18 protein-coding genes and 1 tRNA gene are annotated in these 19,937 nt (G+C 72.7%); 12 read left to right on the top strand and 7 right to left on the bottom strand.

Annotation, left to right across the window (positions count from 1 at the left end; genetic code table 11):
- Positions 1-35 precede the first annotated feature (35 nt).
- Together ACFYW5_RS06670 and ACFYW5_RS06665 are read left to right on the top strand one after the other, a co-directional pair.
- A tRNA-His gene (locus ACFYW5_RS06670) sits at positions 36-108 on the top strand.
- A 104-nt stretch (positions 109-212) separates the two neighbouring features.
- Positions 213-467 carry a hypothetical protein gene (locus ACFYW5_RS06665; protein WP_389415845.1) on the top strand — a complete coding sequence of 85 codons (255 nt, stop codon included), beginning with the start codon at positions 213-215 and terminating at the stop codon, positions 465-467.
- 6 nt (positions 468-473) lie between these two features.
- On the opposite strand, the gene ACFYW5_RS06660 is transcribed toward ACFYW5_RS06665, so the two are convergent.
- The gene (locus ACFYW5_RS06660; RefSeq protein WP_389415843.1) at positions 474-1,529 is read right to left on the bottom strand and encodes a LacI family DNA-binding transcriptional regulator; all 1,056 of its coding nucleotides are present in this window, start codon (positions 1,527-1,529) and stop codon (positions 474-476) included.
- Positions 1,530-1,896: 367 nt separating this feature from the next.
- Here ACFYW5_RS06660 and ACFYW5_RS06655 point away from each other — a divergent pair, with 367 nt between their 5' ends.
- The 4 genes from ACFYW5_RS06655 (at position 1,897) to ACFYW5_RS06640 (ending at position 6,707) form a co-directional block, all read left to right on the top strand.
- On the top strand, positions 1,897-3,213 hold the full coding sequence (locus tag ACFYW5_RS06655) for an extracellular solute-binding protein (protein ID WP_389415842.1): 1,317 nt from the start codon (positions 1,897-1,899) through the stop codon (positions 3,211-3,213).
- Positions 3,214-3,218: 5 nt separating this feature from the next.
- Positions 3,219-4,238, top strand: a complete 1,020-nt coding sequence (locus tag ACFYW5_RS06650; RefSeq protein ID WP_389415841.1) for a carbohydrate ABC transporter permease — start codon at positions 3,219-3,221, stop codon at positions 4,236-4,238.
- 10 nt (positions 4,239-4,248) lie between these two features.
- Positions 4,249-5,148, top strand: a complete 900-nt coding sequence (locus tag ACFYW5_RS06645; protein ID WP_389415840.1) for a carbohydrate ABC transporter permease — start codon at positions 4,249-4,251, stop codon at positions 5,146-5,148.
- Between the two features lie 122 nt (positions 5,149-5,270).
- On the top strand, positions 5,271-6,707 hold the full coding sequence (locus ACFYW5_RS06640) for a GH1 family beta-glucosidase (RefSeq protein ID WP_389415839.1): 1,437 nt from the start codon (positions 5,271-5,273) through the stop codon (positions 6,705-6,707).
- Positions 6,708-6,785: 78 nt separating this feature from the next.
- Here the strand turns inward: ACFYW5_RS06640 and ACFYW5_RS06635 are convergent, their stop codons facing one another.
- The 3 genes from ACFYW5_RS06635 to ACFYW5_RS06625 form a co-directional block, all read right to left on the bottom strand.
- Complete coding sequence (locus ACFYW5_RS06635) at positions 6,786-8,234, bottom strand: cellulose binding domain-containing protein (protein WP_389415838.1); 1,449 nt, start codon at positions 8,232-8,234, stop codon at positions 6,786-6,788.
- Positions 8,235-8,344: 110 nt separating this feature from the next.
- Positions 8,345-9,742: a sensor histidine kinase gene (locus ACFYW5_RS06630; RefSeq protein WP_389415837.1), complete on the bottom strand. Its 1,398-nt coding sequence runs from the start codon at positions 9,740-9,742 to the stop codon at positions 8,345-8,347.
- A complete protein-coding gene (locus ACFYW5_RS06625) occupies positions 9,739-10,428 on the bottom strand; it encodes a response regulator transcription factor (protein ID WP_389415836.1) in 690 nt (229 codons plus the stop codon). The genes ACFYW5_RS06630 and ACFYW5_RS06625 overlap by 4 nt, the downstream gene beginning before the upstream one ends.
- A 110-nt stretch (positions 10,429-10,538) precedes the next feature.
- On the opposite strand from ACFYW5_RS06625, the gene ACFYW5_RS06620 reads away from it, so the two are divergent.
- On the top strand, positions 10,539-11,063 hold the full coding sequence (locus tag ACFYW5_RS06620; RefSeq protein ID WP_389415835.1) for a hypothetical protein: 525 nt from the start codon (positions 10,539-10,541) through the stop codon (positions 11,061-11,063).
- Positions 11,064-11,081: 18 nt separating this feature from the next.
- On the opposite strand, the gene ACFYW5_RS06615 is transcribed toward ACFYW5_RS06620, so the two are convergent.
- Both ACFYW5_RS06615 and ACFYW5_RS06610 read right to left on the bottom strand, forming a co-directional pair.
- Positions 11,082-11,951 (bottom strand): spermidine synthase, encoded by an 870-nt coding sequence (locus ACFYW5_RS06615; RefSeq protein ID WP_389415834.1) that lies wholly within the window; start codon positions 11,949-11,951, stop codon positions 11,082-11,084.
- A gap of 36 nt (positions 11,952-11,987) precedes the next feature.
- Positions 11,988-12,395 carry a hypothetical protein gene (locus ACFYW5_RS06610; RefSeq protein WP_389415833.1) on the bottom strand — a complete coding sequence of 136 codons (408 nt, stop codon included), beginning with the start codon at positions 12,393-12,395 and terminating at the stop codon, positions 11,988-11,990.
- A gap of 285 nt (positions 12,396-12,680) precedes the next feature.
- On the opposite strand from ACFYW5_RS06610, the gene ACFYW5_RS06605 reads away from it, so the two are divergent.
- The gene (locus ACFYW5_RS06605; RefSeq protein ID WP_389415832.1) at positions 12,681-14,123 is read left to right on the top strand and encodes a hypothetical protein; all 1,443 of its coding nucleotides are present in this window, start codon (positions 12,681-12,683) and stop codon (positions 14,121-14,123) included.
- Between the two features lie 17 nt (positions 14,124-14,140).
- On the opposite strand, the gene ACFYW5_RS06600 is transcribed toward ACFYW5_RS06605, so the two are convergent.
- Entirely contained in the window at positions 14,141-14,737 is a 597-nt protein-coding gene (locus tag ACFYW5_RS06600) for a histidine phosphatase family protein (RefSeq protein ID WP_389415831.1), read from the bottom strand.
- A 190-nt stretch (positions 14,738-14,927) separates the two neighbouring features.
- Here ACFYW5_RS06600 and ACFYW5_RS06595 point away from each other — a divergent pair, with 190 nt between their 5' ends.
- The 4 genes from ACFYW5_RS06595 to ACFYW5_RS06580 are packed head-to-tail and all read left to right on the top strand — an operon-like array spanning position 14,928 to position 19,903.
- Positions 14,928-15,905, top strand: a complete 978-nt coding sequence (locus ACFYW5_RS06595; protein ID WP_389415830.1) for a phosphatase PAP2 family protein — start codon at positions 14,928-14,930, stop codon at positions 15,903-15,905.
- Positions 15,856-16,989, top strand: a complete 1,134-nt coding sequence (locus tag ACFYW5_RS06590; RefSeq protein WP_389415829.1) for a hypothetical protein — start codon at positions 15,856-15,858, stop codon at positions 16,987-16,989. The genes ACFYW5_RS06595 and ACFYW5_RS06590 overlap by 50 nt, the downstream gene beginning before the upstream one ends.
- Positions 16,980-18,572, top strand: coding sequence for a hypothetical protein (locus tag ACFYW5_RS06585; protein ID WP_389415828.1), 1,593 nt, complete (start codon positions 16,980-16,982; stop codon positions 18,570-18,572). Before ACFYW5_RS06590 ends, ACFYW5_RS06585 begins: the two co-directional genes overlap by 10 nt.
- Positions 18,569-19,903 (top strand): AAA domain-containing protein, encoded by a 1,335-nt coding sequence (locus ACFYW5_RS06580; RefSeq protein ID WP_389415827.1) that lies wholly within the window; start codon positions 18,569-18,571, stop codon positions 19,901-19,903. The genes ACFYW5_RS06585 and ACFYW5_RS06580 overlap by 4 nt, the downstream gene beginning before the upstream one ends.
- The last annotated feature ends 34 nt before the right edge of the window (positions 19,904-19,937 follow it).

The raw sequence follows: 19,937 nt of genomic DNA, 5'->3' as shown, positions 1-19,937 counted from the left end.
CGGTCGGTGAACCACCAGGGAAACCGCCGGTCATGGTGGGTGTAGCTCAGCTGGTAGAGCACCTGGTTGTGGTCCAGGATGCCGCGGGTTCGAGTCCCGTCACTCACCCTGAGCGATCAGCCGGTGACCTGTAGAGGTCACCGGCTGATCGCGTTCCCGGGGGAGGCGTAGGGTCGGGTCATGAGCCGGTTCTGAGGCTTGGGAGGCTCGTCATGGGGTCGCAGCGGATTCATCGGTGGCGGCTGCTGACCTGGCTGGTCCTGACGTTCAACCTCGTCATGCTGCTGTGGCTCGTGGTCGCGCTGGACGCGGCCGAGGGCGAGGCCAACAACCCCGGCAGCCCCACCGGCACCTGGCTGGTCGCCTCCGCCTGGCTGACCGGCGCGGCTCTGCTCGGCGCCGCCTGGCTGGTCACCCACCACACGGAACGCCCGGGCCGCCGCCCCCGCCGGGGCCGGCACCGCTGAGACCGCTCAGGACGACGCCCGCTCCTCCAGCTCGGTGGCCAGCACCACCTGCCGTCGCTCCAGACCCCGGGAGACCGCCGGGCGCCGGTCGGCGATCTCCTCCAGCAGCAGGTCGATCATCCTGCGGCCCATCTCCTCGATCGGCTGGCGCACGCTGGTCAGCGGGGGCTCCATGTGCCGGGCGATGGCCGAGTCGTCGTAGCCGACCAGCGCCACGTCCTCGGGGATACGGCGGCCCTCCTCCCGCAGCACCTGCCGGGCGCCCGCCGCCATGACGTCCGAACCGGCGAAGACCGCGTCCAGGCCGGGCCGGCGCTCCAGCAGCGCGGCCATCGCCCGCCGGCCGCCGTCCTCGGTGAAGTCGCCCGGCTCGATCAGCCGCTCGTCCACTGTCTGGCCCGCATCCCGCAGGGCATCGCGGTAGCCGTCGACGCGGCGCTGGGCGCCGTACACGTCGAGGCGGCCGGTGATGTGGGCTATCTCGTGGCGCCCCCGGGAGATCAGATGCTCCACGGCCTGGCGGGCGCCGCCATAGTTGTCGGAGTCCACCGAGGTGAGCGTCTCCGCCGCGGATCTCGGGCCGCTGATCACGGCCGGTATCTCCAGCTGGGCCAGCAGATCGGGCAGCGGGTCGTCGGCGTGCACCGAGACCAGCAGCACCCCGTCCACCCGGTGCGCGGCGAGGTACTGGGCGAGCCGCCGCCGCTCGCGGTCGCTGCCCGCGAAGATCAGCAGCAACTGCATCTCGGTGTCGGACAGTTCGGCACCGACGCCCTTGAGGATGTCGGAGAAGTACGGCTCCGCGAAGAAGCGGGTCTCCGGCTCGGGCACGACGAGGGCGATGGCGTCGGTGCGGTTGGCGGCGAGGGCACGGGCCGCGGTGTTCGGGACGTAACCGAGCTCGGCGACGGCCGCCTCCACGGCGGCGCGGGTGGCGTCACTGACCCGGGGCGAACCGTTGATCACCCGGGACACCGTCCCGCGCCCGACGCCGGCCCGCGCAGCGACCTCTTCGAGAGTAGGCCGCCCGCCACTCCGCCCCCGCGCACCGTGGCTTGCCATGGGCTCCGCCTTTCGCCGTCGTCTTGTCGCTGGCCTGGAATTTAACAGTCCCGTCCTCGGTCGTGACCGTGCACCGGACGGGCTGCCCCAAGCCGATCGGCGGCGGGAAGCCGGTGGCCGTGCTTCCCGTGCGGCGCCCACGTCCCTCAGTTAACGTCCCGATAACTGAACGCATCTCTCCGCCCCCACGCCCTTGACACCCCCGCCCGGACCGACGACTCTTCAACACATCACTTGTGGGAGCGCTCCCACAGTACCTGACACATACACATCCCGCACGTTCCCCGCCCGAGCCGCAGCGAGAACTAACGGGCCCAACAGTGCAGTTGGCCGGGGGGTCGGCACGTCAGGGCAACAGGAGGACGCAATGCGAGCATCTACCCGAATCCGCCGCAAGGCGGTAGTCCTCGCGGCGGTCGCGTCGCTGGGCACCGGGCTGCTGGCCGGCTGTGCCGACGACGGCAACGACGACGACAGCTCGTCGACCGAGGGCGGTGGCGGCAAGACCAAGATCACCCTTGGTCTGTTCGGCACCGCCGGATTCGAGGAGTCCGGGCTGTACAAGGAGTACGAGAAGCTCCACCCGGACATCGACATCCAGCAGACGGTCGTGGAGCGCAACGAGAACTACTACCCGTCGCTGCTCAACCACCTCACCACCAACAGCGGCCTCCAGGACATCCAGATGGTCGAGGTCGGCAATATCGCCGAGATCGTCCAGACCCAGTCGGACAAGCTGCTCGACCTGTCGAAGTACGGCAAGAAGAGCGACTATCTGGAATGGAAGTGGCAGCAGGCGACCACGCCCGAGGGCCAGACGATCGGGGTCGGCACCGACATCGGCCCGATGGCCATCTGCTACCGCAAGGACCTCTTCGAGAAGGCCGGTCTGCCCACCGACCGCGAGGAGGTCGGCAAGCTGTGGGAGGGCAGCTGGGAGAAGTTCGTCGACGTCGGCAAGCAGTACCAGGAGAAGGCCGGGAAGAGCACCACCTTCCTGGACTCCCCCGGCGGTCTGCTCCAGGCGATCCTCAGTGGTGAGAAGGAGCGCTTCTACGACACCTCCGGTGAGGTCATCTACAAGACGAACCCGGCCGTGAAGGACGCCTTCGACCTCACCGCCGAGGCGGCCGAGGCCGGACTGATCGGCAACCAGACGCAGTTCCAGCCCGCCTGGGACACCACGATCGCCAACAGCAAGTTCGCCGCGATGTCCTGCCCGCCGTGGATGCTCGGCTACATCAAGGGCAAGTCGAAGCCCGACGCGGCCGGCAAGTGGGACATCGCCCAGGCGCCGCAGTCCGGCAACTGGGGCGGTTCCTTCCTTACCGTGCCCAAGTCCGGCAAGAACGCGGAGGAGGCGGCGAAGCTGGCCGCCTGGCTGACCGCTCCCGAGCAGCAGGCCAAGCTCTTCGGTGTGCAGGGCAGCTTCCCGTCCACCCCGGCCGCGTACGAGTCGGCCGAGGTGACGAGCGCCAAGAACGACATGACCGGTGACGCGCCGATCGGCACGATCTTCGCGCAGGCCGCCGAGAACATCCCCGTCCAGACCATCGGCCCGAAGGACCAGATCATCCAGCAGGGCCTGACCGACAACGGTGTGGTTCTCGTGACCCAGGGCAAGTCGCCCAAGGAGGCCTGGGAGAACGCCGTCAAGACCATCGACAACGCCCTGGACCAGTGACCCGTATGACCACTGGGCACGACACCGCCGCCGCGTCCCCCCTCAAGGAGGGGGGCGCGGCCCCGGGCCGCCCGTCCGGCGGCGGTCCGGTGACCGAGCAGGAGCTGCGGCGCCGCAAGCGGCTGTCCCGCCGCTGGCAGCGGGACGTGCGGTGGAGCCCGTACGCCTTCGTCTCGCCGTTCTTCCTGCTGTTCCTCGCCTTCGGCCTGTTCCCGCTGCTGTACACGGGCTGGGCCTCGCTGCACCAGGTGGAGCTGACCGCGCCGACCGACATGAACTGGGTCGGCCTGCGCAACTACACCCGGATCTTCGACGACGACTTCTTCTGGAACGCCGCCCAGAACACGCTGACCATCGGCATCATCTCGACCGTTCCGCAGCTGCTGATGGCGATGGGCATCGCGCACATCCTCAACTACAAGCTGCGCGCCTCGACCTTCTACCGGGTCGCCATGCTGGCGCCGTACGCGACCTCGATCGCCGCCGCCTCGCTGGTCTTCGTGCTGCTCTTCGGCCGCGACTACGGCATGATCAACTGGGCGCTCGGTGCGGTCGGGATCGACAACATCGACTGGCAGAACGACAAGTGGGCCTCGCAGATCGCGGTCTCCACGATCGTCATCTGGCGCTGGACCGGCTACAACGCGCTGATCTACCTGGCCGCGATGCAGGCGATCCCGCAGGATCTGTACGAGTCGGCCGCGCTGGACGGGGCGAGCCGCTGGCAGCAGTTCCTCCATGTCACGCTGCCCTCGCTGCGCCCGACGATCCTGTTCACCGTCGTCGTGTCGACCATCGGTGCCTCCCAGGTCTTCGGCGAGCCGCTGCTGTTCGACGCGAACAAGGGCGCCTCGGGCGGATCCCAGCACCAGTTCCAGACGCTCGGCCTGTATCTGTACGAGCAGGGCTGGGTGAACCAGCATCTGGGCCGTGCCTCCGCCATCGCCTGGACGATGTTCCTGATCCTCATCCTGGTCGGGATCATCAACTACGTCATCTCGCGCCGGCTGCGCGCCAGTAGTTAGGAGACCGGCCGTGACGACGACCTTGACGAAACCCGAGGCTCCGCAGGAGCGCCGACGTGTGCGAGGGCCGAAGGCGGCACGGGCCGGCGGGACCCTGCACGCGGGACCGATCGCGTACGTGATCCTCGCGTTGTTCACCATCGGCTCGCTGTTCCCGCTGGTGTGGACGGCGATCGCCGCCTCCCGCGACAACCAGCGGCTGGCCGAGACGCCGCCGCCGTTCTGGTTCGGCGGGAACCTCTTCGACAACCTCGATCTCGCCTGGAACGACGCCAACCTGGGCGAGGCGTTCCTCAACACCACCTTCGTGGCCGGGGTGTCGTCGTTGACGATCGTGTTCCTGTCGACGATCGCCGGGTTCGCCTTCGCCAAACTGCGCTTCAAGGGCCGTGGCGCGATGATGCTGATCGTGATCGGCACGATGATGGTGCCGCCGCAGCTCAGTGTGATCCCGCTGTACATGATGGTCGCCGAACTCGACTGGTCCGACCAGCTGCAGGCGGTCATCCTGCCCTCCCTGGTGAGCGCGTTCGGTGTGTTCTTCATGCGGCAGTACCTGATCCAGGCGCTGCCCGACGAGATCATCGAGGCGGCACGGGTGGACGGCGCGAGCAGCTGGCGCGTGATCTGGCACGTGGTGTTCCCCGCGGCCCGGCCCGCGATGGCGGTGCTGGGGATGCTGATGTTCGTGCAGACCTGGAACGACTTCCTCTGGCCCTTCCTGGTGCTCACCCAGACCGGCAATCCGACCGTGCAGGTGGCGGTCGCGGGCCTGGGCCGCGGCTATACGCCGGACCAGTCCCTGATCATGGCGGGCGCACTGCTGGGCACGCTGCCGCTGCTGCTCGTCTTCGCGATCTTCGGCAAGCAGATCGTCGGCGGCATCATGCAGGGCGCGGTCAAGGGCTGACGCCGCCGCACCGCCCCCGCTGCCCCGGGGGCCGGGTCATCACCGCTCCGGCCCCTGCTGCCCGCCTTCTCCCCTCTTCCCCCTACCCGTAGGTCTCCACGGCCTTCGATGGGAGCGCTTTCATGTCTGAGTCCGCACAGCCGGTGACCCCGGTGACCTTTCCACCCGCCTTCCTCTGGGGGGCAGCCACCTCCGCGTACCAGATCGAGGGGGCGGTGCGGGAGGACGGCCGTACCCCCTCGATCTGGGACACCTTCAGCCATACGCCGGGCAAGACGGCGGGGGGTGAGACCGGTGACATCGCTGTCGACCACTACCACCGCTTCCGCGACGACGTGGCGCTGATGGCCGAGCTGGGCCTGACCGCGTACCGCTTCTCGGTCTCCTGGTCGCGGGTGCAGCCGACCGGCCGGGGCCCGGCCGTGCAACGGGGCCTGGACTTCTATCGCAACCTGGTCGACGAGCTGCTGGCGCACGGCATCAAGCCGGCCGTCACGCTCTACCACTGGGATCTGCCGCAGGAGCTGGAGGACGCGGGCGGCTGGCCGGAGCGGGACACGGCCTACCGGTTCGCCGAGTACGCGCAGATCGTCGGTGAGGCGCTCGGCGACCGGGTCGAGCAGTGGATCACGCTCAACGAGCCCTGGTGCAGCGCGTTCCTCGGGTACGCCTCGGGCGTGCACGCGCCCGGCCGGACCGACCCGGCGGCCTCGCTGCGCGCCGCGCACCACCTGAACCTGGCGCACGGACTGGGGACTTCGGCCCTGCGCTCGGCGATGCCGGCCCGCAACTCGGTGGCGGTGAGCCTGAACTCCTCGGTGGTCCGGGCGGTTTCGGACGACCCGGCGGACCTGGCGGCCCGGCAGCGGATCGACGACCTGGCCAACGGCGTCTTCCACGGCCCGATGCTGCAGGGCACCTACCCGCAGTCGCTGCTGACCGCGACCCGGTCGCTGACGGACTGGTCGTTCGTCGAGGACGGCGATCTGGCGCTGATCCACCAGCCGCTGGACGCGCTGGGCCTCAACTACTACACGCCGACGCTGGTGTCGGCCGCCGCGTCGGCCCCCGCGGGCCCGCGGGCGGACGGTCACGGGGCGAGCCCGCACTCCCCCTGGCCGGCCGCGGAGGACGTCGCGTTCCACCAGACGCCGGGCGAGCGCACCGAGATGGGCTGGACGATCGACCCGACCGGCCTGCACGACCTGATCATGCGCTACACCCGGCTGGCCCCCGGTCTGCCGCTGTACGTCACGGAGAACGGCGCGGCCTACGACGACAAGCCCGAGCCCGACGGCACCGTCCACGACCCGGAGCGCATCGCCTACCTCCACGGCCACCTCTGCGCGGTCCGCCGCGCCATCGAGGACGGGGCGGACGTGCGCGGCTACTACCTGTGGTCCCTGATGGACAACTTCGAGTGGTCCTACGGCTACAGCAAGCGCTTCGGCGCGGTGTACGTCGACTACACGACCCTGGAGCGGACCCCGAAGTCGAGCGCCCTGTGGTACGGACAGGCGGCTCGGTCGGGGGCGCTGCCGGAGGTGGAGTCGGTCTGACGGGGGGCGGGGCGCGGCGCTTCACGGGGGGGCGCCGCGCCCCGCTCTTTCCGGCTGCTTGCCCGGCTGCTTGCCCGGCTACTTGTAGGCCGCGAACGCCTTGGCGAAGGCGTTCTTGTCCTGGTCGACGGAGCTGCAGGTCGGGTCGGCCGCCGGCTTCGGGCCGCCGGGGCAGGCCTTGTCGCGGGTCGCCGACCACATCGACAGCCAGCCGAGGCCCTTGGCCTTGGCGAAGTTCACCAGCTGGGTGGCGTCCTGGACCGTGAAGATCTCCGTGACGACGTCGTTGACGCCGATCATCGGGGTGACCGCGACGGTCTGCCAGGCGGCGCTGTCGGAGAGGCCGAGGACGCCCTTGATCTGCGCCTGGGTGGCGGTGGCGGCCTGCTCGGCGTAGGTGCCCATGTCGCCGCTGTAGGCGGGGCCGTAGTCCATCGCCATGATGTTGACGGCGTCGATGCCCACCCCGTTCTTCCTGGCGTCGGCCAGCAGGTCCACGCCGGGCTGGGTCAGGCCCTCCGGCATCACCGGGAGGGTGAAGGAGACGTCCAGGCCGGGGTGAGCCTTCTGGAGCTTGGCGATGGCCTGGGCGCGGCGGGTGTTGGCCGCGGTGTCGGGCAGCGCGCCGCCCTCGACGTCGAAGTCGACCTTGGTGAGGTCGTAGGCGTCCACGACCTTGCCGTACGCCGTCGCCAGCGCGTCCGCCGAGGAGCAGGTCGTCGCCAGTTCGCTGCCGGCCGCGCCGCCGAAGGAGACCCGGACGTCGCCGCCCTTGGCGCGCAGGGCGCCGATCTGCGCGGCCACCGCGTCGCTCGCCAGGTCGGTCACCCCGCCCCACTTGGGCGTGCAGCCGCCGCCGTCGGTGACGAAGGCGAGGTTGTAGTCCTTCACCCCGGTGGCCTCGGCGGTGGCGACCAGGTCGAAGGCCGGGTAGAGGGAGGTGTCGACGTACGGGGCGAATCCGGCGTTGGTCGTGGTGCCGGTGCCGGTCGACGCCGTGGGTTCGGCGGTGGGGGTGGGGGTGGCGGTCCGGGTCGGGGTGGGCGTCGGGGTCGGGGTGGGCGTCCCGGTCGGGCGGCCGGTGGGCTCCGGCGTCGCGCCCTGGTCGGCGGAGCACTTGACGCCGTCCACGAGGCAGCCGGTGGGGTCGCCGGTGCCGTTGACGACGAAACCGACGGTGACCGACTCCCCGGCCGCGAGGCCGTCCTTGTCCCAGGCCGCCGGCGTCACGGTGACGCGGGCACCGCTGACCCGGGACTCGGCGTTCCACAGCGAGCTCAGCTTCGCCCCCGGCGGCAGGTCGAAGGTGAGGGTCCATTCGGGCTTCGGCGAGCCGGTGTCGTTGGTGACGACGTACTGCGCGGTGTACCCGGTCGACCAGTCACTGGTCCTGGTGTACGCGGCGCCCACGCCGGCCGCCTGCGCGGTGCCGGTGAGGAAGACGGCGCCGCCACCGACCACCGCCGCGGCGACGACACCGCCTATCGCCTTGTTCCTGCCGCTGACCCTGCGTCGGTGGGTGCTCATCGCCTGCCTGCTTTCACTGCTCACGGGGGAGGGGGTGCGGCAGCACGCTAGCGATGCGGAATCGGGCAAACGCCGTGATCGGGGCTGGGCTTGCGGATCTTAGGGCGCGCTTAAGGAAGGGATCGGGGGCGGTTAATGGTCGAGACCAGTCGGCCGCTGCGGCGTCTGCGCACCCGGTGCCCGCGGCGCTCGGGCGCCCGCCCGTCGAGCTGGATCCAGATCCGCACCTCGGTCCCGCCGAGCACGGAGGACCCAATCCGCACGTCCCCGCCGGTCGACTCCGCGAGCCGGCGCACGATGTCCAGGCCGAGCCCGGTCGACCCGGCGCTGCCCGAGCCCCGCCCGCGGGCCATCGCCGCCTCGGGGTCGGGTATGCCGGGCCCGGCGTCCGACACCAGCACGATCACCGCGTCCTCGCCGTTGTGCACGTCGACCGCGAAGGCCGTGCCCTCGGCGGTGTGCCGGAAGACATTGCCGAGCAGGGCGTCCAGCGCGGCGGCCAGGTCGGCCCGGGCCACCGGTATGCGCACCGGCCGGTCGATCCCGGCCACCCGGACCTTGCGGCCCTCGTCCTCCGCGAGCGCCGACCAGAACGCCATCCGCTCGCGGACCACCTCGGCCGCGTCGCACCCGGCGCCCGGGCCGGCCGCGGCCGTCTGCGGCTTGGCCTCCCGGGCGGTCCGGATGATGGTGTCGACCTCCCGCTCCAGCTGGGCGACGGCGGCCCGGGTCTGCTCGGCGGCGGGACCGTCCCCGAGCGAGGCCGTGTTCAGCCGCAGCACGGTCAGCGGGGTCCGCAGCCGGTGCGACAGATCGGCGGCCAGCTCCCGCTCGTTGGCGAGCAGCTGGACGACCTGGTCGGCCATGGAGTTGAACGCGGCGGCGGCCAGCCGCAGTTCGGTCGGCCCTTCCTCCGGCACCCTGGCCCCGAGCTTGCCCTCCCCCAGTTCGTGCGCGCCCTCGACCAGGCGCTGGGCGGGCTGCACCATCCGCACGCCGAGCCGGTCGGCGACGGCGACCGAGCCGACGATCAGCGCGACACCGACGGCGGCGAGGACCGCCCAGGCCGTCGAGACGCCATTGCTGACCTCGGCCTCGGGGACGTAGACCTCCACGACCGCGATCGCGCCGGAGCTCAGGGCGACGGGCTGCAGAAGGGTGGAGCCGCCGGGCACCTCGGTGGTGGAGGCGCGGCCGAGCCGCCGTACGGTCGCGATGTCGTCGTCCGCGGCGCGCTGCCGGCCGATGCCGACGGCCTGCGCACCGTCGGCCGCCGGTATGTGCACGGCCATCTCCGCCTCGGAGCCGGCCGAGGCCACGACGCGTTCGAGCTGGTCGCGGTCGGTGGTGATGGACAGCGCCGGGGCGACCGCGGCGGCCTCCCGCTCGGCGTTGGAGAAGGCGCGGTCGCGGGCCATCTCCTTGATGACGAGTCCGAGCGGCACGGCGAAGGCCAGCACGACCATGGTGGTGACCGCCAGCGAGACCTTGACCAGGGCCCACCTCACAGCGGTGGCTCCAGCTTCACGCCGACCCCGCGCAGGGTGTGCAGATAGCGCGGGCTCGCGGCGGTCTCGCCGAGCTTGCGGCGCAGCCACGACAGGTGGACGTCGATGGTCTGGTCGTCGCCGTAGGACTGCTGCCACACCTCGGCGAGCAGTTCCTTGCGGGGGACGACGACTCCCGGGCGGCCGGCCAGGAAGGCGAGCAGGTCGAACTCGCGGCGGGTGAGGTCGAGCCGGGCGCCGTCCAGTTCGGCCTGGCGGCGCAGCGGGTCGACGGTGAGGCCGCCGACGCGCAGCACGGAGGAGGGGGCGGCCTCGGCGCCGTGGGAGCGGGCCCGGCGCAGTACGGCGGCCATCCGGGCGGACAGGTGATCGACGGAGAACGGCTTGGTCAGATAGTCGTCGGCGCCCGCGTTCAGCAGCCGGACGACCTCCGTCTCGTCGTCGCGGGCCGTGGCGATGATCACAGGCACGTCGGTGATGCCGCGCAGCATCTTCAGCGCCTCGGACCCGTCCAGATCGGGCAGACCGAGGTCCAGGATGACCACGTCGAAACGGAAATGGGCGACCTCGCGCAGCGCCTCCAGGGCGGTGCCGACGCTGCGCACGGTGTGTGCGGCGTCGGTCAGATGCCGGATGAGGGCCGAGCGCACGAACTGGTCGTCCTCGACCACGAGCACACTTGCCATGCGCCGCACCGTACGCCATGCGGACGAGCCCGGTCGGAGCCTGTGGACAACTCCCCCGCTGGGGACAACCGGGCGACACCTGTGGGACGCGTGAGGCAGTATGGCCCGCGATGCGCAGAGGACTCGTACACGTACTGGCTTGGTCGCTCGCCACGGGCGCGGCGGTCACGCTGTCGTGGTGGGGCGTGCACACGGTCATGGCGGGCACGGCCTACGACCCCCCGCGCGCCCTGCCCATCTCGGCCAGCGACGCGACGACGCAGGAGTCGAAGCCGCTGGCGTCCTCGACGCGGCGGGGGACACCGTCGCAGTCCGCCTCACCGAAGAGCCCCGCGCCGAAGCCGTCCCCCTCCGGCACGCTCCGCCCGTCCGGCACGCCCACCTCCGCCCCGGCCCCCTCGCCCACCTCCTCCGGCCACATCAAGAGCTACGACACCGAGGGCGGCCGGGCGGTGTTCGACCTCGGCAGGACCTCCGCGACGCTGGTGTCGGCGACGCCCGGCACGGGGTGGTCGATGCAGGTGTGGAAGACGGAGTCGTGGATCCGGGTGGAGTTCGCGCGGGGAGCGGACCGGGTGTCGGTGTTCTGCACCTGGCACGACAGCGCGCCGCGGGTGGAGATCGGGAACTACTAGGCCCTTCCGGCCCGGCGGCTAACGGAAGACCGACGCCGGGGGTGCCGGGGAGGCCACCGCCGCGGCGTCCGTGACGGGGGTCGCGCCGCCGGTGAAGTCCGTGAGGTTCCGGCCGTGTTCGACTCGTCCCGGGTGCGGGTCCGAGGCGGCGCGCCGGGTCAGTTCGGCGACCGGGAGCGGCTGGTCGGCGGCGACCAGCACGGCGTTGCCGAAGCGCTTGCCGCGCAGGACCGTGGGGTCGGCGACCAGGGCGAGCTCGGGGAAGCGGGCGGCGGCGGTGGCGATCTGGCCGCGCAGATGCGCCAGCGGCGGTCCGTCGGCGAGGTTGGCGGCGTACCAGCCGCCGGGGCGCAGGGCGCGGCGCACCTCGTCGAGGAACTCGGTGGACGTCAGATGGGCCGGGGTGCGGGCGCCGCTGAACACATCGGCGATGACGAGGTCGGCCCAGCCGTCGGGCACCTTGGCGAGCCCTTCGCGGGCGTCCGTCGAGCGCACCCGGATCCGGGCGTTGCGGTCCAGCGGCAGTTCCCGGCGGACGAGTTGGACGAGTTGGGCGTCGCGCTCGACGACCTGCTGGGTGGAGCGGGGGCGGGTGGCGGCGACGTACCGGGCGAGGGTGAGGGCGCCGCCGCCGAGGTGCACGGCCTGGACGGGTCTGCCGGGCGGGGCGACGAGGTCGATGACGTGCCCGAGCCGCCGCTGGTACTCGAAGGAGAGGTAGGCCGGGTCGTCGAGGTCGACGTGCGACTGCGGCGCCCCGTCGATGAGCAGCGTCCAGGCGCGCGCCCGGTCCCGGTCGGGTATCAGCTCGGCAAGCCCTCCGTCGACGGCCTCGACGACGGCTTCGGTGGCCGCCTCGTGGCGCCTGGAGTTCTTGGACCTGCCCATTGGCCCATTATGCGGAGCGGCGGGCGGTCGTGCCCGTCACCGGCAGTTGTCCGCCGCCTCGATCAGCCGCGCAGCCTCCCCGAGCGCCGCCCGCAGCACCGCCGGATCCGTCGCGAGGTCCGCCTCGCCGGGCGGCAGCAGCCAGTCGGAGCCCGCCACCGGCGGCGCGGGAGCCAGGGTCAGCCCCCGGCCGTCGGTCTGCGTACAGGTGCTGCCCGGCACGTCCCAGGCCGCCGCCGTCCCGGCCGGCACCACGAACCCGAGGGTGTCGCAGCCGTCGTCGTGCAGGACGGGTCCCACCGCGTCCCCCGCACCGCGCCGGAGGATGTCGACCGCCTCCAGCCCTTGCCTCGCCGGCACCGTCACCAGGTCGCAGGCCGCTCCCGCGCACGACGGCGTGCAGGGATCGATGCTCTGTCCGGTCTCCATTCCGGCCTCCACCACGGAACCCCTCCTCGAAACGAGCGCGGGTCGGGAGTCGGGCGGCTCCCGGTCCGTGTGGTTCAACGTGTCACCGCGTCAACAGCTACGGCACAAGTGCGCCGCAAAGGATGGCAGTTCATGGCAGATGCGGGATGAGATATCCGGTTTGTAGCCAAACACTGCGTGGCGGGTCCGACACAGCAGGTACGTTCTTGCCCGCCGGACACCAGGGGCACTAAGCGAACAAACCGCCCAAGTGTCCACCGGTCCGGCATGGTTCGACGGTTCGCACGAGAGGACCCGGCCATGACGTCGTCGGAGCTGGACTCGACCCAGCCCTCAAGACCATCCCGACCGAACCTCGCGTTCCGGCAGTTGCGCGGTCGGCGCTCGCCGGCCGAGTTCGCCGCGGCGGTCCGCAGGGCCGCGCGCGAGATCGGGGAGCGCGTCAGCTGCGACGCGCGCTACGTCGGCAGGGTCGAGGCGGGCGAGATCCGGTGTCCCAACTACGCGTACGAACGGGTGTTCCTGCACATGTTCCCCGGTCGCACGCTCACCGACCTGGGCTTCGCGCCCCGTTCGTCCGTCCGCGGACGCCGGACGCGTGAGGCCGAGGACGGGCCCCTCGCGCACCTCCCGAGCCCGGCACGTGCCGCGGGTGAGACGCGGGGGGTGTACGAGCCGTATGACACGCAAGACCCGTACGACCCGCACGAGAAAACCGAGGAGAGCGACGTGCTGCGTCGCGCATTCATGACCGGCGGAGGCGCCACGGTGGCCGCCGCCTCGCTCAGCCCCTTCGGGCTCGCCCTCGACGCCACGGCCGCGCAACGTCCCGCGCGGCGGCTCGGGACGAGCGAGGTGGAGGTGGTGGAGGAAGCGGTCCGCAGGATCCGGCTGCTGGACGACCGGCACGGCGCGGACGGCCTGTACCGGCGCGCGGCGGCTCCGTTGCGCGCCGCCTACGAGCTGCTGGACGCCGGTACCACGCGGCACGCGGCGGGTGAACGGCTCCACTCGGGCGCGGGCGAGCTGGCCATCTCGGTCGGCTGGCTGGCACACGACTCGGGCCGCTTCGACGACGCGCGGTCCCACTACGCGGAGGCGCTGGCGACCGCCCGGATGGCCGGCGACCCGGCGCTGGAGGCGCACGCCTTCTGCAACATGTCGTTCCTCGCGCGGGACGCGGGCCGCCCGCGCGAGGCGGTGCGCGCGGCGCAGGCCGCCCAGCGCGTCGCCCGCCCCCTCGGCTCCGCGCGCCTGCTGTCCCTGCTCGCGCTGCGCGAGGCGGGCGGCTGGGCCGGGCTCGCCGACCGCACGGGCTGCGCCCAGGCACTCGCGCGTGCCCAGGCCCTGTTCGACCGGGGCCGCTCGGACGCCGACCCCGAGTGGATGAGCTTCTACGGCGAGGCAGAGCTGGAGGGCTTGGAGGCCCAGTGCTGGTCGACGCTGGGCGACTGGCACCGCGCGGCCCGGCACGCGGGGCGCGCGGCACACCTCCAGGACCCGCACTTCACCCGGAACACCGCTCTGTACACGGCGGAACTGGCGGACGACCTGGCGCGCGGCGGCCACCCCGACGAGGCCGCGGCGGCCGGCCTGCGCGTCCTGGAGCTCCTCAGCGAGGTCCAGTCGTCCCGGATCCAGACGATGCTGGCGGGCACGGCCCGGGTGCTCCTGCCGCACCGGCGTGCCTCGGGAGTGTCGGCGTTCCTGGAGAAGCACGCGAGCGTGCCGCGAGCGGTGTGAGCCGGGAGCCCGTCCGGTCAGCCCGCCAGATGGCCCGTGTCGTTCCAGCTCTCCAGCGCCGGTTCCCCGTACGCCCAGCCGAGGACCGAGAGCGAGGTCGGGTTCAGCCTGATCCGGGCGGCGAAGTCCAGCGGCAGTCCCAGCCAGCGGGCGCCGATGGACCGCAGGATGTGCCCATGGGCGAAGACCAGCACGTCCCGGTCCGCGGACCGTGCCCAGGACACCACCTCGTCCGCCCGCGCGGTGACCTCGGCCAGGGACTCGCCCCCGGGGACACCGTCACGCCAGATCAGCCAGCCGGGACGCACGGCCTGTATCTCCGCCGGGGTCATGCCCTCGTACGCGCCGTAGTCCCACTCCATCAGCGTGTCCCACTCGGCGGCGCGCTCCCCGAACCCGGCCAGCTCGCACGTGGCACGCGCGCGTGCCAGCGGACTGGTCCGCACCTCCACCCCGGGCAGCCCGTCCAGCGGTGCCCGGTGCAGCCGCTCCCCGAGCAGCTTCGCCCCCCGCTGTCCCTCCTCCAGCAGCGGCACATCGGTCCGCCCCGTGTGCTTGCCGGACAGCGACCACTCGGTCTGCCCGTGCCGGGCCAGCAGAATGCGCGGTGCCATGGGGTGCAGAGCCTTTCCAGGAAGATGCGAGGCGGAGCCCATCCATCATCCCGCACCCTGTGAGGGGGCAACCCAGCGGGCGATCTCTGCGTCTATCAGGGCCGGGGGCGCCCGACGGAGGCGTGCACGTACACCGTAAAGTGGCCTGTCCGGGCAACCGGCGCCACGACGAGAAGGGGGAGGCGATCGGATGCCGCACGCCGAGACACCGGGCATACAGGCGGCACCTCGAAGCCGTCTGCGCTGGTGGACCGAGCTGCCGCTGATCGCATTGGTGTACGCGTGCTACTCGGCGGGCCGCCTGCTCGCCCGCGGTGATGTCACCTCGGCCGTCGACCACGGCCTGGCCATCCTGCGCATCGAGAAGGTGCTGCACCTCAACGCCGAGCACCCGCTCAACCGCCTGTTCACCCGCGAACCGTGGCTGGGTGTGCCCGCCGACTTCTGGTACGCCTCGCTGCACTACCTGATCACCCCGGTGATCCTGGTCTGGATCTTCAGGTCCCGCGCCGTGCACTACCGCGCCGCCCGCACCTGGCTGATGACCTCCACCTTCATCGGCCTGATCGGCTTCACCCTGCTGCCGACCTGCCCGCCCCGGCTGCTGTCCCCGACGCACGGCTTCGTGGACACGATGGCCCAGTACAGCTCGTACGGCTGGTGGGCGGGCGACGCCAGCGCCCCGAAGGGCCTGGGCGGTCTGACCAACCAGTACGCGGCGATGCCGAGCCTGCACTGCGGCTGGGCGCTGTGGTGCGGCGTCATGCTGTGGCGGTACGGCGGGACCCGGCTCGCCAAGATCGCCGCTGTGGTCTACCCGCTGGTGACGGTGATCGTCGTCATGGGCACCGCCAACCACTACTTCCTGGACGCGGTCGCGGGCGCCGCGGTGATGGGCGCCGGCCTGCTGCTGACGCCGTACGTCCTGCGCTGCGCGGAACGGGTCCGGGCGCGCTTCGAGGGCCGCGGCAGCCTGATCGCGGCCGGCTCGGCCCGGGCCGCCGCAGGGGCCTCTCCCGTCGCAGAGACCTCGATTGTCAGTGGCGGATGCCAGACTTCCGCGGGTGAGCGATTTCCACGGCAGCGCGAGTCACGGTTCGAGTCCGGAGCCGAGCCGGGTGCCTCCCCCACGGACGCGGGGGACGGCGCTGCGGCACCGGCTCGCTGAGCTGCGCGGTCCCGAGGTACCGGCCAAGGCGCTGGACGCCCGCGCCCTCGCCGCCCTCGCCGCCAACCCCGGGTGCAGACGGCGCGCCATCCTGGACGGCGCGGGGGTGGACAAGACGGCACTGGCGAGCGCGCTGGGCGCGCCCTCGGCCTTCGGTCAGTCGCAGTTCGCCCTCACCCGGGGCAACGCCTTCGAGGCGAAGGTCAAGGCGGACGGCGGCGCCGAGCTGCTGCGTCTCGTGCACGAGAAGCTGGACCGCTCCGCCGAACCGCCCGCGCGGGCGCAGGTGCCGGACCTCTCCGCGACCGGCCCCGAGGGCCGCGCGGCCCGCACGGCGCTGGCGCTGCGCGAGGCGGCCGGGGCGCCGGGCGCCTGGACCCTGCTGGACCACCCGATGCTCGCGCTCGACGTGGCCGGCTCCCCCGCCTTCCTGGAGCCCGACGCTGTGGTGGCGCACCCCGACGGCAGCTGGACGGTCGTGGAGATCAAGTCCTTCCCGATGCTGGACGGCTCCGCGGACCCGTCCAAGGTCGGCGCCGCGGCCCGGCAGGCGGCGGTGTACGTCCTGGCCCTGGAGCAGGTCGCCGCCCGCATCTCCCCGCCCCCGCGCGTGCGGCACCGGATCCTGCTGGTGTGCCCCAAGGACTTCTCCAACCTCCCCACCGCCTCCGCCGTCGACATCCGCAAGCAGCGCGCGGTGACCGCCCGTCAGCTGGCCCGGCTCACCCGGATCGAGGAGATCGCCGACGCCCTCCCCGAGGGCACCTGCTTCGACCCGGAGCTGCCCGCCGCCGAGCTGACGGCCGCGGTGGAGGCCGTTCCGGCGGCGTACGCGCCCGAGTGCCTGTCCGCCTGCGAGCTGGCCTTCCACTGCCGTGACCGCGCCCGCTCGGCCGGCGCGGTCACCTCGCTGGGCCGTTCGGTCCGGGCCGAACTGGGCGGTCTGACCACCGTCGAGGACGTCCTGGCGGCGGCCCACGGCACCGCCGGGGACCCGGCCGACCCGGCGGTGGCGGCCCTGCGCAGGGCGGCCCGGCTGCGGGCCGAGGCGCTCGGCGCCCGGGAGGCGGCCCCGTGTCCCTGATCGCCACCCTCGCCCGCCTGGAAGCGGTCAGCACCGGCCGCGCCCAGCCCTCGGCCACCGTCCGCCACCGCCGGCTCTCCGAGCGCCCGCTGGTCTTCGTGCCGCTCACCACCGCCGGTGAGGCCGGCGCCCCGCTCGGCGCCCTGGTCGGCACCGACCGGGACGCGCCCCGGCTGCTGGTCGTGCCGCAACCGCGCGACCGGGACCTGCGGTTCGCGTTCCTGGCGCAGCTGGCCGATGTGGTCCTGCCGCACATCGAGGCGTACACCGAGGCCGTCGAGACCGCCGAGCGCACCGACACCGACCCGGAGACCGGCAAGCGCGTCAAGGTCGAGGTCGACCTGTGCGCGCACGCACCCCAGCTGATCGTCCCGAGCCGCGCGGGCCTGGACTTCGTACGCCTGCTCGGCCGGTCCATGCGCTTTCGCCGTACGGCGGAGCAGGACCCGGAGACGCCCTACCCGGCGCCGCCCCGGGTGCCGCTGCTCGGCCGGTGGCTGACGCACTACGGCGAGCGGTCGCGGGTGCCGGGCTCCTCTCTGCTGCTGGCGATGACCGATCTGCTGGCCCGGCACTGGGCGACCGGGCAGTCCACCCTGGAGGACCAGCACCTGGGCGCGCTGCTCGCCTGGATCGACCCGCCGGACGGCGAGTCGGGCGCCGAGGCCGCCCTGCGCGCGGAGCTCGCCCGGGACGAGCGGGGCCAGCTGTGGTGGCCGCCCGCGGGCCCGGCCACCGACCCGGCGTTCGACAACAAGCTGCTCGCCCCCGCCATCGAGCGCTACGACCGCGCCCGCACCGCGCTCGCCGCGGCGGAGGACGGTCTGCAGGCAGACACCCGGCTCGGGGTGCTGACCGACGCCGAGCGGGAGATCCGCGCCCTGGTCGAGGGCGTCCTCCGGCCCACCTGGGACGCGGTGTGGCAGGGCCTGGACCTGCTGCGCACCCGGCTGCCCGAGGCCGGGCTCCACGTCGAGGAGCGGTGGACGCGCGACCGCTGGTCGTTCACCGCCCACCGGGACCGGATCACGGCCGGTGAGCCCCCGCAGCCGCGCCGCGACGACGCGGTGACGGCGGCGAACAAGCTCGCCGCGCGCGAGCGCGAGCAGGCCCGCCTGGAGGCGCAGGAGGCACTCGACGACCCGCTGGTGATGGCGGGGCGGCGGCTGGCCGGGGAGGCGTTCGCGGGCGAGGTCGTCGAGGTCGTCATGGCGTACAGCGAGGGCAAGCGGCCGAGCCCGCGCCCGCTGGTCACGGTGCGCACGGACGACCGGCCGCAGCTCGGCGAGCGGATGAAGGTGTACCGCTCGCTGGGCGGGAAGCCGCAGTCGGCGGAGTTCGTGAGCGGCGACGGCGATCTGCTGGTGCTGCGGGTCCTGGACAAGATGGGGCGCGGCAAGGAGCCCGAGGCGGGGTCCGTGCCGGAGAAGGGCGACCGGCTCTGCTTCACCCTGTTCGAGCACGAGCAGCGGGGCGGGGCGAAGCTGCCCGACCCGGAGCAGACGCCGTGGACGCACGGCGGGCCTCCCGGCGAGGCCGTACCGGAGCCCGCCGATCAGCCGACCGAGGAGGACGTCCTGTGACCGCCGTGTTCGACCCGGGTGCGGCGGCCGCGCAGGCCACCGACGCGATCCTCGCCGACACCCTGCACGGCACGCACCGCGGGGTGGTCGTCGACTCCCCGCCCGGTGCCGGCAAGTCCACGCTGGTGGTGCGGGCGGCACTGGAACTGGCCGACGCGGGCCGCCCGCTGATGGTCGTGGCACAGACCAACGCCCAGGTCGACGACCTGGTCCTCCGGCTCGCCGAGAAGAACCCCGGCCTGCCGGTGGGCCGGCTGCACAGCAGCGACGCCGACCCCTACGACAAGGCGCTGGACGACCTGCCGCACGTACGCAAGTCGGCGAAGGCGGCGGAGCTGACCGGGCTGCCGGTGACCGTGTCCACGGCCGCGAAGTGGGCGCATGTGAAGGTCGACGAGCCGTGGCGGCACGCGATCGTGGACGAGGCGTACCAGATGCGGTCGGACGCGCTGCTGGCGGTGGCCGGGCTGTTCGAGCGGGCGCTGTTCGTGGGCGACCCGGGACAGCTGGACCCGTTCGCGATCGTCGGCAGCGAGCAGTGGGCCGGGCTGTCGTACGACCCGTCGGCGTCCGCGGTGACCACGCTGCTCGCGCACAATCCCGAGCTGCCCCAGCACCGGCTGCCGGTGTCCTGGCGGCTGCCGGCGTCGGCGGCGCCGCTGGTCTCGGACGCCTTCTACCCGTACACGCCGTTCCGCAGCGGCACCGGCCATGACGACCGCCGCCTCGCCTTCGCCGTGCCCTCCGACGGGTCGGGCCCCGACAGGGTGATCGACGAGGCGGCCGAGGCGGGCTGGGGCCTGCTGGAACTGCCCGCGCGGCACACCCCGCGCACGGACCCGGAGGCGGTGCGGGCGGTGGCGGCGGTCGTACGGCGGCTGCTGGACCGCGGTGGCGCGGCCACCTCGGAGCGGTCCCCGGACCCGGCGCCGCTGACCGCGGAGCGGATCGCCGTCGGCACCGCGCACCGCGACCAGGCGGCCGCGGTGCGGGCGGCGCTCGCGGAACTCGGCGTGAGTGACGTCACCGTCGACACGGCGAACCGTCTTCAGGGCCGGGAGTACGACGTGACGGTGGTCCTGCATCCCCTGTCCGGGCGGCCCGACGCCACCGCGTTCCATCTGGAGACGGGCCGCCTGTGCGTCCTCGCCTCCCGCCACCGGCACGCCTGCATCGTGGTCTGCCGAGCGGGCGTGACCGACCTCCTCGACGACTACCCGTCCACGGAACCGGTCCAGCTGGGAACACTCGTGAAGTTCCCGGACGGCTGGGAGGCGAACCACGCGGTCCTGGCCCGGCTGTCGGAACACCAGGTCCCATGGCGCCCCTGACCGACCCGCCCGGGACGACCCACCGACCCACCGT

The sequence above is a fragment of the Streptomyces sp. NPDC002779 genome, assembly GCF_042888685.1.
Classification (GTDB): Bacteria; Actinomycetota; Actinomycetes; order Streptomycetales; family Streptomycetaceae; genus Streptomyces.
The sequence above is the reverse complement of the archived record's forward strand: the minus strand, read 5'-3'. Positions and strand labels throughout refer to the sequence as shown.

What these genes read in the sequence shown, in the direction of transcription:
- ACFYW5_RS06665 (WP_389415845.1), top strand. Translation starts at nt 213, where the DNA reads ATGGGGTCGCAGCGGATTCATCGGTGGCGGCTGCTGACCTGGCTGGTC.
- ACFYW5_RS06660 (WP_389415843.1), bottom strand. Translation starts at nt 1,529, where the DNA reads ATGGCAAGCCACGGTGCGCGGGGGCGGAGTGGCGGGCGGCCTACTCTC.
- ACFYW5_RS06655 (WP_389415842.1), top strand. Translation starts at nt 1,897, where the DNA reads ATGCGAGCATCTACCCGAATCCGCCGCAAGGCGGTAGTCCTCGCGGCG.
- ACFYW5_RS06650 (WP_389415841.1), top strand. Translation starts at nt 3,219, where the DNA reads ATGACCACTGGGCACGACACCGCCGCCGCGTCCCCCCTCAAGGAGGGG.
- ACFYW5_RS06640 (WP_389415839.1), top strand. Translation starts at nt 5,271, where the DNA reads ATGTCTGAGTCCGCACAGCCGGTGACCCCGGTGACCTTTCCACCCGCC.
- ACFYW5_RS06635 (WP_389415838.1), bottom strand. Translation starts at nt 8,234, where the DNA reads ATGAGCACCCACCGACGCAGGGTCAGCGGCAGGAACAAGGCGATAGGC.
- ACFYW5_RS06625 (WP_389415836.1), bottom strand. Translation starts at nt 10,428, where the DNA reads ATGGCAAGTGTGCTCGTGGTCGAGGACGACCAGTTCGTGCGCTCGGCC.
- ACFYW5_RS06620 (WP_389415835.1), top strand. Translation starts at nt 10,539, where the DNA reads ATGCGCAGAGGACTCGTACACGTACTGGCTTGGTCGCTCGCCACGGGC.
- ACFYW5_RS06615 (WP_389415834.1), bottom strand. Translation starts at nt 11,951, where the DNA reads ATGGGCAGGTCCAAGAACTCCAGGCGCCACGAGGCGGCCACCGAAGCC.
- ACFYW5_RS06605 (WP_389415832.1), top strand. Translation starts at nt 12,681, where the DNA reads ATGACGTCGTCGGAGCTGGACTCGACCCAGCCCTCAAGACCATCCCGA.
- ACFYW5_RS06600 (WP_389415831.1), bottom strand. Translation starts at nt 14,737, where the DNA reads ATGGCACCGCGCATTCTGCTGGCCCGGCACGGGCAGACCGAGTGGTCG.
- ACFYW5_RS06595 (WP_389415830.1), top strand. Translation starts at nt 14,928, where the DNA reads ATGCCGCACGCCGAGACACCGGGCATACAGGCGGCACCTCGAAGCCGT.